General features: G+C 43.2%; 13 protein-coding genes. 7 read left to right on the forward strand and 6 right to left on the reverse strand.

Going from position 1 to position 14,431, the window contains the following annotated elements:
- The first annotated feature begins 67 nt into the window (after window positions 1-67).
- The 3 genes from L4D05_RS06200 (at window position 68) to L4D05_RS06210 (ending at window position 4,053) form a co-directional block, all read left to right on the forward strand.
- Window positions 68-1,252 (forward strand): HD-GYP domain-containing protein, encoded by a 1,185-nt coding sequence (locus L4D05_RS06200; protein ID WP_428793354.1) that lies wholly within the window; start codon window positions 68-70, stop codon window positions 1,250-1,252.
- Window positions 1,253-1,513: 261 nt separating this feature from the next.
- Window positions 1,514-2,653 (forward strand): acyl-CoA desaturase, encoded by a 1,140-nt coding sequence (locus L4D05_RS06205; RefSeq protein WP_428793355.1) that lies wholly within the window; start codon window positions 1,514-1,516, stop codon window positions 2,651-2,653.
- 173 nt (window positions 2,654-2,826) lie between these two features.
- The gene (locus L4D05_RS06210; protein ID WP_428793356.1) at window positions 2,827-4,053 is read left to right on the forward strand and encodes an MFS transporter; all 1,227 of its coding nucleotides are present in this window, start codon (window positions 2,827-2,829) and stop codon (window positions 4,051-4,053) included.
- A gap of 26 nt (window positions 4,054-4,079) precedes the next feature.
- On the opposite strand, the gene L4D05_RS06215 is transcribed toward L4D05_RS06210, so the two are convergent.
- The 3 genes from L4D05_RS06215 to L4D05_RS06225 all read right to left on the reverse strand — a co-directional run bounded on the left by L4D05_RS06215 (window position 4,080) and on the right by L4D05_RS06225 (window position 6,593).
- The gene (locus tag L4D05_RS06215) at window positions 4,080-5,027 is read right to left on the reverse strand and encodes a GGDEF domain-containing protein (protein ID WP_428751915.1); all 948 of its coding nucleotides are present in this window, start codon (window positions 5,025-5,027) and stop codon (window positions 4,080-4,082) included.
- 5 nt (window positions 5,028-5,032) lie between these two features.
- Window positions 5,033-5,995, reverse strand: a complete 963-nt coding sequence (locus L4D05_RS06220; protein ID WP_428751875.1) for a response regulator — start codon at window positions 5,993-5,995, stop codon at window positions 5,033-5,035.
- A 349-nt stretch (window positions 5,996-6,344) separates the two neighbouring features.
- On the reverse strand, window positions 6,345-6,593 hold the full coding sequence (locus L4D05_RS06225; protein WP_428751873.1) for a DUF1289 domain-containing protein: 249 nt from the start codon (window positions 6,591-6,593) through the stop codon (window positions 6,345-6,347).
- Window positions 6,594-6,801: 208 nt separating this feature from the next.
- Here L4D05_RS06225 and L4D05_RS06230 point away from each other — a divergent pair, with 208 nt between their 5' ends.
- Entirely contained in the window at window positions 6,802-7,260 is a 459-nt protein-coding gene (locus tag L4D05_RS06230; RefSeq protein WP_428793357.1) for an META domain-containing protein, read from the forward strand.
- 119 nt (window positions 7,261-7,379) lie between these two features.
- Here the strand turns inward: L4D05_RS06230 and L4D05_RS06235 are convergent, their stop codons facing one another.
- The 3 genes from L4D05_RS06235 to L4D05_RS06245 all read right to left on the reverse strand — a co-directional run bounded on the left by L4D05_RS06235 (window position 7,380) and on the right by L4D05_RS06245 (window position 10,588).
- On the reverse strand, window positions 7,380-8,321 hold the full coding sequence (locus L4D05_RS06235; protein ID WP_428793358.1) for a class I SAM-dependent methyltransferase: 942 nt from the start codon (window positions 8,319-8,321) through the stop codon (window positions 7,380-7,382).
- A 29-nt stretch (window positions 8,322-8,350) separates the two neighbouring features.
- Window positions 8,351-9,040, reverse strand: a complete 690-nt coding sequence (locus L4D05_RS06240) for a TIGR01621 family pseudouridine synthase (protein ID WP_428793359.1) — start codon at window positions 9,038-9,040, stop codon at window positions 8,351-8,353.
- 204 nt (window positions 9,041-9,244) lie between these two features.
- Entirely contained in the window at window positions 9,245-10,588 is a 1,344-nt protein-coding gene (locus L4D05_RS06245; RefSeq protein WP_428793360.1) for a sodium-dependent transporter, read from the reverse strand.
- 488 nt (window positions 10,589-11,076) lie between these two features.
- On the opposite strand from L4D05_RS06245, the gene cls reads away from it, so the two are divergent.
- From cls to L4D05_RS06260, 3 genes are all read left to right on the forward strand, one after another.
- Window positions 11,077-12,531, forward strand: coding sequence for a cardiolipin synthase (cls, locus tag L4D05_RS06250; RefSeq protein ID WP_428751866.1), 1,455 nt, complete (start codon window positions 11,077-11,079; stop codon window positions 12,529-12,531).
- Window positions 12,532-12,755: 224 nt separating this feature from the next.
- A complete protein-coding gene (locus L4D05_RS06255) occupies window positions 12,756-13,958 on the forward strand; it encodes a cystathionine beta-lyase (protein WP_428751865.1) in 1,203 nt (400 codons plus the stop codon).
- A 202-nt stretch (window positions 13,959-14,160) separates the two neighbouring features.
- Entirely contained in the window at window positions 14,161-14,403 is a 243-nt protein-coding gene (locus L4D05_RS06260) for a DUF6693 family protein (protein ID WP_428793559.1), read from the forward strand.
- Window positions 14,404-14,431 lie beyond the last annotated feature (28 nt).

The raw sequence follows: 14,431 nt of genomic DNA on the forward strand, positions 1-14,431 counted from the left end.
CTTGAATTCAATGCATAATGCTGATTACTATCTAAATAACCATATAAAAACTATTGATAAGAAACGTATGGATTATACTAATTGCATCTCAACAACAAACCGAGCATTAAGCTGTCGCAACGGCATCGATGAGTTATTTGAATCTCTCAAAATAAGCTACCCATTGCTGTCACGACTCTGCGTCACCGTGACCCATTCAGATTACTTAGAAAACTTTCACGTCATCGATTCTCAGCATACTGGCGATCGTTATGATGTGGTATCAATGGCTTCTTCTTCCTGCCTTTCTCTTATGCAAATCATTGAGAATGAAGAAATTCGTATTGTCTCTGACCTCGCTGAATTACCCAACAATGAGCGAGTCAGAAAGCTCCGCTCTCTTGGACACCAAAGCAGTCTCACTATCGGTATTAAGCTGAATCAAACGGAAGGGGCACTACTTTTTTTTAATTCCACGCAACCCGGCTATTTTGAAAACGGCGCCTTGCATTCAGATCTCTTGTTTGTCAAAGAAGTGATCTTTAGTCTGCTCTGCCATGATAAAAACAAACATCAGATGTTGCTCCAAGCATTAAAACTGGCGTTAAGCATTAGTCATAAACGTGACCCAGAAACAGCGGATCATTTACACCGAATGGGCCTATACAGCAAGCTCCTTGCTGAATTACTAGCGAAATCTCAGCCCATTAATCACCGGTTTATTCAATGGATTGAACTCTACGCACCATTTCATGATATTGGGAAATATCGCATTCCAGATGAAATCCTTTTTAGCACTAAACGTTTTACGGCCAAAGAAAGAAGCATCATGAATCAACATGTCCATTATGGCGTCGATATTATTGATGATGTGTTAACGACAATTGATGCTGTTCACTCCACCAGTGCCGAAATAGAATTTTTGAAAAATATTATCCTATGTCACCATGAACGTTATGATGGTCAAGGTTATCCATTAAATCTCGCCCATACCGCAATTCCGCTGGAAGCTCGTATTGTCAGCATCGCTGATGTCTTCGATGCGCTCTTGAGCAAAAGAGCCTATAAGCCTGCATGGCCTATTGAAAAGACGAAACAATATATCGCCATGCAAACGGGCAAAGCATTCGACCCTATGGTTGTCGACACTCTGGTTACTAACTTCGAACAATTTGAAGCCATTTATCGGCAACATCCCCCCAAAGAAATCAACACGGAGCAAGATGCTCCAGCCATACAAAAAACGCAAGAAGCCATCAAACCATCACTCTAATCAAGCAAATACCTTTCTAACCCAATAATAATATCTCTAACCCAATACAGTTAAGCTGAAACGACCACTTTCACTTCAGCTTAACTTTATTACCTCATGGCCATGCCGTGCTGGATTATCGCCATCTCAATTTACGCTTTGTAACAACTCTTTTTATGCCGCTCGCCAAAATTGAATTAGTCCATTTGACTTACACGTGTACGCTGATATTCTAGCTTACAAGCGTAAGCTTAAATGAAAAATCAACTCGGTCAGGAACTTATGAGCACGACAAATAAACCTCCAATTATATGGCTAAACGTCACCATCTTTCTGGGGACGTTCTTACTGGCAACTGTTGGCGTCACTTGGTACGGCATCGCCTACGGTTACACGGCACACCATTGGGTTTGGCTAGCGCTTAGCTTTATCTTCTGCGGTATGTCGATCACCGCTGGGTATCATCGCTTGTGGTCACACAAAACCTATAACGCCCACCCCGTTATGCGTTACATCTTTGCTATCGGTGGCGCTTTTGCCCTACAAAACAGTATCCTACACTGGTCCTCCGATCATCGTGTTCATCACAAGCACGTAGACAACAATGACAAAGACCCCTACTCCGCAAAGCGAGGGTTTTGGTATTCCCACATCGGCTGGATGTTAAGAGAGTATCAAGCGTCTCGATATACCGATTATAAGAACTGTCGAGATCTGCAAAAAGATCCTGTGGTCATGTGGCAACATAAATACTACGTCCCCTTAGCACTACTGATGAATGTAGGACTCCCTATCTTTCTCGGTTTACTTTACGGCGACCTACTCGGCTTTATGCTTGTGATTGGAGCCTTACGTTTAGTACTAAGTCACCACACCACCTTTTTCATTAACTCGTTGGCACACGTTTGGGGATCACAGCCCTACACCACTAAAAATACCGCGAGAGACAATGGATTCCTTGCCTTTCTAACCTTTGGTGAAGGCTATCATAACTTCCATCATATCTTTGAACACGACTATCGAAACGGCATCCGTTGGTGGCAGTTTGATCCAACTAAATGGCTAATTAAGAGTTGCTCTTGGCTAGGGCTCACAAAAGACCTTAAACGTGTTTCCTCATACAAAATAGAGAAAGCACGATTAGCTCGAACCTTGCAATTAGCAAAAATTAAAGCGGTCTCTTTACCAGACTCTGATCGTATCGTCGCGATGATTGAACAAGAGTTTCAGTTACTTGTATCTAAACTCAAAGAATACGACGACCTAAAAAAACAATGCATTAAAGACGCAAAGCATAATGTGAAACAGAAATATGAGCAGGCGCTCCTTTCGATTCAGTTAGAGCAACTTGAGCATCACATTAAGCTGAAAAAGCAGCAGTGGCAAAGCTTAGTCAATAACCCACAACAAGCCTTGACCTAACTTCTAAAATCCTTAAAGGCGCGCCTAAAACGCTGGTCTCATCACCTCTTTTATGCGCGCAATTTTCACTGCCACTCACATCATTTCGTCAAGTAATTTGACGCTCAGTGACCGCTGGTCGTTTGAGCATTTCACGTACACTATTAGCTCGACATCTCCCTCGAGTACAAATAATGAAACGATCATCTTTATGGCTAACAAGCCAAGCATCCATGGGCATTGTTCAATGGATTGGTGTGGCTATTATTATTGCTCCACTCATTTTGCAGCGCACATCCAGTGGCTTATTAGTCGGCCAGGTCATGTTAATTTTGGGCCTGACTGGCTTGGTGGCACCGCTGCTAGGCGCCATTGCCGACCGCTACTTAATTCATCGACAACTACACCTGGGGGCGATGCTTTGTCACTGCCTCGCTTTATTTATTTTGTTATTTGTTAATCAGACACATTGGCACTATTGGTTTGTCGCGTTATGTATTGGTTTAGGAAGTAACCTATTACTCATCCTTAATCCAACCTTTGCTATTCGCCTAAACCAAGAAGCAAAAGAAAAAGCCAATGCGTTACGGCTATTATTTCAATTTCAAATGGCAGGTGTGGTCATTGCTGGCATCACCATGGGGATTTTGCACCATTTCTCACTTTCGACGACTGTACAACTTGCCGCCCTACTTTCACTGGATATCGCCTGCCTAGCTATCAGCCTATTACGTCCTCCACAATCTATTCACTCAATGCAGTCTAATCATCCAACACAAGAGAGCGTTACTGTAAGCTCTACGCCAAAGACAAACTCTACGTTGCTTTGGTTTTGCTTTGTTTTGTGTGTTTTACTGTCAATGTTTGTAGGGTCAAATATGGTTGAGATGGGGCCTGTTATTATAGCGCAGGCTTTTGATGTCGAGCTGTCTCATTCTTCATTTGGCATGGCAGCTGCAGCGCTGATTACGTTAGTCGCGTTGGCACCGGCTGGAAGGTGGATGGAAAAACATGGCAGTCACATTCTTTGGCTAGGAACTGTGACGATAAATACCTTCGTGGGTGTCGGTATTTGGTTAATGTTCGGAAACGATGTTTTGGCTCTGTTTCCGTTATCGTTAATACTTATCTCAATCATTAATGGCGCATGGAATGATATCTCCATTGCGAGTTTCGCCGATGAAATTAGCCCTTTTGGACCAGCAACCAGCCAAGGTTATATGGCTGCCGCGGTTTCTATCGGGTTTTCAATAGGGACTTATATTGTCGGCCATCAACTGGATCATCAGGATATCCAAGGAGTCATGGTGTTCTTAGCTACCAGTGGTATTGGAGTCTTAGCCGTCGCGACAGTCGTTATATTGATGTATCACTACCGCAATATCCCTGCGCGGAACCAATCCAAAGTACCCAGGGCGTAGTGTTGTCTGCGTTGCTAAACCGCAGGTTAGCTAGCGATATTCGTACTGTTTCGGCCATCTTCTTTTGATTGATAAAGGGCTTTATCAGCTCGTTTCAACCACTCGACATGGTTACTATCATTGCCCGTTAACTCGGCAATCCCTAAGCTGATGGTGTACTTTAGTGCACCTTCCGCCGTCTCAATATCGAGCGATTCAATACGTTTTCTTAAGCGCTCAGCAAAGTAGTATGCTTGATCGGCAGTGGTATCGTTAAGCAACACAGCAAACTCCTCTCCACCGTATCTACCGCAAACATCACTACCTCTCGCAGCTTTGCTTAATTGACTCGCCGTTTCTTTAATCACTTCATCACCAAAAGAATGGCCAAAGTTGTCATTCACTCGTTTAAAGTAGTCAATATCGAACATGACTAATGTCGGCTGTCTGCCTTTTGTTTTGGCCTCATTAAACGCTTCAATTACACACGATTCCCAGTAAGCGCGATTAAATAACCCAGTTAACCCATCAACCCGCCCTAACTCTGTCAGCTTCTCATTGGAGCGCTTTAGATGCATCTGACTCTTGGCAATGTCTGACACATCCTGCAGCATGATAGCAAAATGAGTGATCTCTCCAGTTGGTGACTTTAAAGGGGTGATAACCATGTTCTGATACATGTTTAGCAACCCTTGAGAAATTGGGGAGAAGTTTTTAAATTCAAAAATAATCGGCCGATCTTTCCAATTAGAGAAACCACGAGTGCGCATTTTTTCGGTTGAACTGAGCTTAGTCTTGAGCCATTTCTCTGGAAGGTTTGGATAACATTCAAACAGGCTTCTGCCCATAATTTGATCCGCATTCACTCCACTGTAGTTTTGCATAAAACTGTTCCAAGCACAGACCTTATGCTCCTTATCCACCACAATTAACCCTGCGTCTAAAGTATCTATAAGCTGCATCGTCCAGTGAAAGTCGGACAACTCTAATGTCATCGTTTTCAATGTAATATCTCCATCTGCCTATGAATAATATCCACTGATTCTTGGTCAAACATAAACAATACGGAGCAATTTAAGTCCAACGTTTCTGCGTCATAGGTATATTCTGTGGTAAATATGTGCTCAGAGTCGCTCATCATTGAGTTTTGAGGCGCGAAATGGTCTATTCGCAATGGTTCTCGAAGTGAAAACTCTACGCCCAGCTGTTCTGACATTGAAACTAGAAATGAAGAAACCAGCACGTTTGATAGATTCACCACTAATTCATCACGAGTACACTCACCTTGATCAAACCCAAACCGCAAACCGACTTGGTTAATATCGCTTCCGGTAATACAAATTAGCGCCTCACCATGCATGCCGCCACCAACAAATCGTTGTGCGACCGTATAGTTATCTTCGCGGCTAAGATTGTCTTCTATCATCATGGTCACTTCACCAAAAGAAAGATCGCCAACAGTAGGAACGGGTAATTGAATAAACTCTTTTAATTGCTGAGCAATAACTGATGCCCCTTTACCTAACGCTATATTGGCGGTTTCACGAAACCGTTCAACACTCTGTTTAATGGTAAAAGCTTTCTTGGTAATCTCGGGAAGACGGAATTCTAATCCTAAATCATGAAATAGCGGCTCAGCAATTTCTTGCTTTAGTGGTTTTTCAATGAAAGCATAGGCACCGAGTTGAAAACAACGTTCCTGAGCTTTTTGCTGAATATCACCAGATATCACTACAATATTTGTGGATATAGATTCATGTTTCATCAGAGCTAGCACTTCGAAGCCATCCATTTTTGGCATAGTTAAATCCAAAAACATGAGGTCGATGTTACCTTCTCGAAGAATATCAAGAGCTTGATATCCATCTTCAGCAAAAATAATATGGCTGTTTTCTGGTGCTACAATGCTTCTCTCTAAGCTCTTTCGAGCAACGGAAGAATCGTCACAAATAAGTATCTGCATGAATCTATTCGCATTTTACATAACTGTCCCTAACTATATAAACAGAATTCTCATTAGGTAGCCAGAGAATTCATGAACTAAGATCACACTTCTCGCGCTTACTCACGCTTCTTGAAAATTCACACCTAATACCATCATGATTGATAAAATTAACAGCATTTTATAACATGCGCTAAATTATGGTTCGTCACTAACCTAACTGTGTCGTTGCCCGTATGAAAGCAACCCTGGCAGTAAATAACAGTGATACCCGCTGCATTGATGCAAATTGGGGCTATTCAAAACAACGTCATTGTATTAGAGGCTAATTATTCGAAGAATAGAAAAAACGAAGGTAATTTACACAGCACTAGAATAGACTTTGTTGTGGGTTTGACAGATCATCTTGTAACGCATCTTCTTGTCTAGCTTTTGCCATTTTTCGCCGATAGCGCTGACGACATAGTTTAATAATGTGCAGCTGTTGAGTTGGCGTAAAAGAAAGCCAATTAAAACGCTCTTCTCTTTTTCTCATGCAACCTTGACAATAGCCTTTATTATCAACCGAACATACTCCAACACATGGGCTCGGAACGTTGAAAAACTCTAATTGTTCCATCACTGACCTCCCTATGCTGTCCCTTAGAATTCAACTTAGTAAGAATAGTCTCAAATTAATACAATTTAGTAATTCTTGCTGTTAATTCGATCGTATATTATCGGTACCCTTAAAAAAACACTATACTAAAGATAACGCTCGCCTGACAAAAAACAGTGTTTTATTAATTATACTTATCAATAATTTCATTTAGTTGGAGACACATACTATGAAGATTTTTTCAAAGACGCTACTGGCTGCTATCGCGGTACCTGTATTACTCACCGCGTGTACTACTGCAAATAACAGCGCAGAAGAACCTATGGCAACCGTAACCGCTCAGGATCTTCAACACCATAATTGGAATCTAGTTCAGATTGATGGCAAAGCGATTCAACTCGACGAACAAGGCCAACAACCTCGCCTAGAGATTGGTGAAAAGATGACGGCAAACGGTAGCGCTGGATGCAACAACTTCTTTGGTCAGGGTGAACTCAAAGATGGTCAGTTCCGTATCGAAAAAATGGGTATGACCATGAAGATGTGTGGTGATAATGCAATGAACGTTGAAATGACAATGTCAAAAGCATTATCCGATTGGAGCGAGATCCATCTTACAAAAGACAGCCTAGAACTTAAAGGTAGTGAGCATACGCTAACATTTGAATTGAAAGATTGGGTAAACTAATCACCCAATGATGACAAACAAACGGCACTTACTCGTAGGCGCCGTTTTTTATGTCTGCTCATCACGTCACTTAGGCATATATTATCTCAAATAGTACGCCCATTTCGCAAAACGACTGACTAATTCGTTGTTCTAAACAGCAGGACTTTCAAACTCGCATCAGGGTCAATATCGGCAAATTCTGGCGGATTCTCTAGCCGCTCCACAAACTTCAGTCCCGGCGCTTCTTCTTTCATGCTATCAATCAGGAAATCTGGGGTAACGACTGGCGAATTAACGCAAGCGATTACTTCGCCACTTTCCGTCATTAGTTCAGGTAAGCGACGTAAGATCTTTTTATAGTCTTTAGTGAGTGCGAAACTGCCTTTTTGAAAAGATGGCGGATCAATAATCACTAACTCGTAAGGGCCGCACTTCTTGATTTTTCCCCACGACTTGAAAATGTCGTAGCCTAGAAACGTTACATTTGAAAGATCATGCCCATTGGCACGGTGGTTCTCACGCCCTTTATTTAGTGATGAGCGAGCCATATCAACGTTGACAACTTGTGTCGCGCCCCCTTCCATTGCGGCAACAGAAAAGCCACACGTATAGGCAAAGAGATTAAGCACCCGCTTCCCTTCTGCGTTGGCTTTCACCCAATCCCGACCAAGGCGCATATCTAAGAACAAACCAAAATTTTGGTTACGCCCTATATCCAATTGGTACTTACAATCAGATTCCATCACCACCGGACGTGTATCTAACTCTCCCCAGACTACGCTCATTGGCGCTCCATCTAGGTAGCGATGCTGAATCGCAACACACTGCCCAGCTTTGGCTTGCCATAACTCGCTGTTCACTATTTGCTCTAAACCATCCGTCAACGCATTAATGAAGCTTTCATCCACTTCCTTAAAAACATTCACCAACAACTGATTATTTACCCAATCACAAGTGAGTTGCTCTAATCCAGGCCAACGCTTACCTCGTCCATGGAAAAGCCGGCGAACTTCGTTCGGTGCTAGAGTCAGTTGTGATGTTACTTCTTCAAAAAACTCGAGCAAATTATCTTTATTCATCGTTATTCTCCACGAATCTTAGCCTTTCGCTATTTTTTCGGCCACGTCAAATTCCAAGGGGTAGCCCAAGCGCAAATGGCACTGCTCACGGCCTCAGAGTGCCACTTTTCACCATAAATTGTATTGCTTCTTGGATCACACACAAACTCGTAGTCCGTACCTAGACAAGCAAAACGCAGCGCAAAAGCATGAAGGTAACCACGATCGGACTCTGAACTGACGTTATATATAGGATCCCCTACAATCGCAGACCCCACCGACTTTAACGCAACTCGGATTTGGTGTGTCTTACCCGTTAAAGGGCGGCACAAAAACACCCGCTCGCCATTATCACCAGCCACTGAAAAGAATTGAGTCGTGGCGGGATTAGTCTTCGTCGTCATCAATTTCCACATCGAACGTCGTGAACGCTCCATATCGCCGGAAATTAGCCCCTGTTTCTTTTTCGGTTTCTTCTCGCCAATCGCTAAATAGAACTTCTCTATCTGTTTATTAGCAAAAAGTTGCGACAATTCGGCAGCAATCGTAGCATTCTTGGCTAACAGCAAAATACCTGACGTCATCTTATCCAAACGATGCACAAGATACAGTTTGGCGTCACCGGTAACTTTTGCTACCTCTTCCACCAGCATGGTATCGCCATCGTCTTTATGTACACTGACGCCGGGGTGTTTATTGATGACCACAAAGTGGTCATTTTCAAATTGAATATCAAACATAGACACTACACAGGGCAAATTACTGGCGCCGATCATACACAAAACAAAGCAAATAGGCAGCGATAATAGCGCTAGTGTCATTTTCAACGCTACAAATAACAAATGCCAATCGCACAAAGTCCGATTGGCATTAATTCATCAGCGTTGAAGCGAACGCGAGACACGAAGCTCAAGTTACAAGCATAGTACTCGCGTTATTCATGTTTAAAGAAACGGATACGCAAACACCGTTAAGATAGCCACTGGGCACACAAACTTGACATACCATGGCCAGATCTTCCAAAACCACGTCGTCTCTATTTCTGGGTGACCTTGCTTAATTTCTTGAAGAAGCGCATTTCTATGCCACACCCATCCAATCACGACTGCCCATACCACACCGAGTAACGGCTGCATGTACATGGTTGAAGCGGTGGCCACCCAATCAAACAGAAGACCAAAGTTAGCGGCAATAATGGTACTGCAAAGTAGGATAATTCCACCTAGCATCATTGCTGCTTTATCGCGCTTAATGTTCATTTCTTCGTGTAAACAAGCAACTGGCACTTCTAGCATTGCTATCGACGAGGTTAATGCTGCGATAACCATTAAGGCAAAGAATGCCACACTGAGAAACTCACCAACAAACCCCATAGTGTCAAACAAACTTGGTAGTACCACAAAAACCAGGTTGCCAGAGCTAATCAGTTCGCCAACTTCATTAAAAATCTGTACGCCATTCGCTTTTGCAACGAACATAGCGGGCATAATTAGAAGCCCAGCTGAGAATGCCACACCGGTATCAATAATCGCGACCTGTCCCGCGGTTTTAGGGATATTAACGTCTTTTTTCAAGTACGACCCATAAACCATCATGGCTCCCACACCTAAGGAAAGCGAGAAGAAAGCCTGCCCCATCGCGTTGACCACCAATCCAGCATTAACATGACTCCAATCTGGAATCAGGTACATTTTCAAACCGGTCATTGCACCATCTTGAGTCAAGATATAGATAATCAATAACAAAAACAGACCAAACAGCAGCGGCATTAAACGCGACGACCATTTTTCAATACCATCGGCGACACCGCGTCGAACAACAAATACCGTCAGAGACATAAACAACACGGTCAAAAAGACGTTTCGCCCGGTACTAAACGTCACCAACCAATCAGCAAGGCTGTGGAGTCCTATCAACTGAAGGATCGGCTCTGCACCGAAACCAATTAGCCAGCCTGCCAAAATGGCATAAAAGCTTAGAATCATTGAGGCTGTGAGCATTGCTATGCTGCCAAATGCTACCGCTAAGAACTTATTTTTTGTCCATATTTTTCGCAGTGAAGCAATAGGGTTAGATTGCCCAAAACGGCCAATCGTTAATTCTGCAACCAGCATTGGGTAAGCTAACAGCGCCATCATTAACAGGTAAATTAAAAGGAAGGCGGCGCCGCCATTACTTGCCGTTTGGGTTGGAAACCCCCAAACGTTACCTAGACCGACAGCGGAGCCGGCTGCAGCCATAATAAAGCCGAAGCGGGAAGTAAATTGTCCTCGGGTGGAACTTGTCATTATTGGTACCAATTTTCGTCATAATTTGACGAAGTAGTTGGTTACTATCCTGAAGTGAATCACAACACGATCGTCTGCTTTCACGTAAAACAGACCTTTCCTTATGTTGCGGTGGGTATCGCCAGCAAGGTGTAAACAAATCAATACATCTAGAGAAGTTATTACCTGACCAAGGCATCTAGCAATTAAAACATCTAACCAATACAATTGAAAGCCCCGCCGCTATATTCATTTGTACATTGGTCATTTTAAGTATTATTTGCTTACTTATTGGCCATCACCCAGCATATAACTATACCTATTATGAATATAAGCAGTGCTATCATTGGCAATGTAAGCATCCGGTGTAATCGTAGTTTCGCAAACCACTACTGAAAAGTACGGTAAATAGGCTCAGCAATCTCAGTAACTATTTGACAGCGACGCGACTATTCCAAATACTTGATTACACGATTATTCTCTAATTACCGTTCTTCTATCGAGGCGACATGGACAAGGTCTATCATTTTCTCACGCTTGCTGGCATTGGCCTTTACTGGGTACTGGTTGCCGGTGTCACATTGCGAGTCGTACTCAAACGTCGTGCTGTCAGTGTCTCATTGGCATGGCTCATGGTTATCTACATCATTCCAGTTGTTGGTGTCCTTTGTTACTTTATGTTTGGAGAGCTAAACCTCGGTCGCAAAAGAGCCGAACGAGCTCGCGTCATGTTTCAACCATTCGGCGATTGGTTTCATCAATTAAATGACTGCAAAGCGCACACTCAAGACGGACTTGGCACTCACATTTCCAAGATTGACAACCTTTGTAACAATAGAATGGGCATCCCTGCTCTTTGTGGCAACACGTTGCAATTGCATACTACCCCTGAGTCTAGCTTACGTTCCGTTATCAAAGACATTGAGCAAGCAAAACACAGTATTCGTATGGTGTTTTATATTTGGCACCCCGGTGGGTTGGCCGACTCAGTTGCAGCAGCGCTTATCCAAGCGGCAAAGCGAGGAGTTGAGGTAAAAGTATTATTAGATTCCGCTGGCAGCCCCACATTTTTCCGTAGCCATTGGGCCAAAATGATGCGTGGTGCCGGTATTGAGTTAGTGGAAGGGCTCGAGGTTTCTCCATGGCGTATCTTTTTAAGACGCCTCGATTTAAGACAGCATCGAAAAATCATCGCTATTGATGATGAAGTGGCCTATACAGGCTCAATGAACATGGTTGATCCCGCCTTTTTCAAGCAAAACTCTGGCGTCGGTCAATGGATTGACATCATGGTACGAATTGAAGGCCCAACCGTGAACGTACTATCGGCAATTCACTGTTGGGACTGGGAGGTAGAAACGGGGGATCGTACCCTTCCGGTACATCCTGACTGTCAAATTGATATTCCTCAAGACTCGAAACCAATCCAAGTTGTACCTTCAGGTCCAGGTATGCCAGATCAACTGATTGGGCAGGTTCTAACATTAGCCATGCATCAAGCAGAACGCTCTGTCACCATTACTACGCCCTACTTTGTTCCTAGTGCCGACTTGCTAGAAACATTAAAAACAACTGCGCAGCGTGGCGTCACTGTTGACCTAATTATTCCTAAGCACAATGACTCACTAATGGTGCAATGGGCATCACGCGCCTTCTATTCTGAGTTACTTAATGCGGGCGTAAAGATCCATGAGTTTGATGGTGGTCTGCTCCACACTAAATCCGTCGTTATTGATGAACTATTTTGCCTTGTGGGCACGGTCAACATGGATATGCGTAGTTTATGGCTCAATTTCGAAGTAACACTGGCGGTTGAAGACCCGATTTTTACCGAACAAATGAACCAGTTACAACACAGCTATATATTGCACTCAGAAATGATCGACGCTACCCAGTGGCAGCAGAGAAGCTTATACCATCGATTTTTCGAGCGTCTATTCTACTTATTTAACCCTCTGCTATAACAGCCAATTCTCCCAGAGCACATCTGCTCTGGGGCTCTCCCTTAAAGATTCAGTAAAACACGAGGCTAAGGACTTGAAACTCTTGAGCCTTCGTGTTTTATTGCTAGTTACACTTTTCTCCGTTCACATCGCTCATTACAACGCTAGAAATCCTTGATAACAAAGGTTTCGGTGAATTTAACATTAGCATCGTGACAAACTAGCCAATCAAACAGGGATTCTTGATGTCAGAAAGTAAAATAACTAAATTTGTTACCGCCGGTCGCGATAAAAAATGGACAAACGGAGTGGTAAATCCTCCGGTACAAAGAGCGTCTACCGTTGTATTTAACACGGTTGCAGAAAAAAACCACGCCACAATCAACCGAGCTAAGCAGACTCTATTCTATGGCCGTCGTGGTACGAATACCCACTTTGCATTCCAAGACGCAATGACGGAAATTGAAGGCGGCGCCGGGTGTGCACTTTACCCCTGTGGCACCGCTGCTATTTCTAATGCCATTCTGGCGTTTGTCGAAACGGGTGATCATATTTTAATGGTTGATACTTGCTATGAACCAACACGTGATTTCTGTGACACCATCATGAAAAAAATGGGAATAGAGACCACCTATTATGACCCAACGATCGGCGCCGGCATTCGTGATCTTATTCAACCAAATACCAAAATTTTATTTTTGGAATCACCAGGGTCCGTCACCATGGAAGTTCAAGATGTGCCTACCATGGCAGCCATTGCTAAAGAGCAAGATGTCATCGTCATGCTTGATAATACCTGGGGCGCAGGGGTGAACTTTTCACCGTTTGATTTTGGTGTCGATATCTCGATTCAGGCGGCAACGAAGTACATTGTTGGTCATTCTGATGTCATGCTTGGCACTGCTGTTGCCTCAGAAAAGTACTGGGATCAATTACGTGAACAGAGCTACCTGATGGGCCAATGCGTATCGCCAGACGATGCTTATCTTGGCTTACGCGGTATTCGTACACTCGATGTACGACTACGCCAACATGCTGAAAATAGTTTAGCGGTGGCAAATTGGCTCGCGGAGCGTCCTGAAGTCGATCATGTTCGACATCCTGCGTTAGAGACTTGTCCGGGAAGTGAATTTTATCATCGCGACTTTACCGGTGGTAATGGTCTGTTTTCTTTCGTCCTAAAAACATCTTATCCACGAGCTACCACGGCTTTCTTAGACGGAATGAGTCACTTTAGCATGGGCTATTCTTGGGGTGGATTTGAAAGTTTAGTACTCGCAAATGAGCCAAAAAGCTTTAACTCGCTACGTACAGTCGCTCATCCAAACTTTACTGGTACACTCATTCGACTTCATATCGGCTTAGAAGATGTGAATGATCTTTTGGTTGATCTTGATGCTGCCTTTGCACGCTACAATGAGGTGATTCAAGACGCACCTACAAGCTAATTAAATTTGGCCATAATCAACGATAGCGGCTTGCATCTTTAATGGTGGGAAGCCCTATTAAGTTTCAATAGCGTTACGGTTTGCTGTCACTTACCGTATCGCTTTCTATTTGACTTCATAGGAATAACATTATGAGATTAAAAGCTGATGTCGCCATTTTGACATTATCGGTCACCTAATATTGTGGCTCATCCTTTCGATTGTGACTTTTGGCATCGCACTGTTTTTTTTCCCCTATTCGTTTTCTAAATTCATTCTCAACCGCACTTATCTTATTGATGCAAACGGCGTAGAAAGGAAGATGAAATGCGATATTGATTTATTTAGTGATCTTGGGCACGTCCTGCTATGGTTCATTATTTCTATTCTAACGCTTGGTATTGGCTACATTTTTTACTTTTATCGCGTATGGAATTACGCCCTCAATAACACTCATATCGACTAACGTTCCATTCTTTAAGTAAAGGATTACT

The sequence above is a fragment of the Vibrio nomapromontoriensis genome (assembly GCF_050337205.1).
Lineage (GTDB): Bacteria > Pseudomonadota > Gammaproteobacteria > Enterobacterales > Vibrionaceae > Vibrio > Vibrio nomapromontoriensis.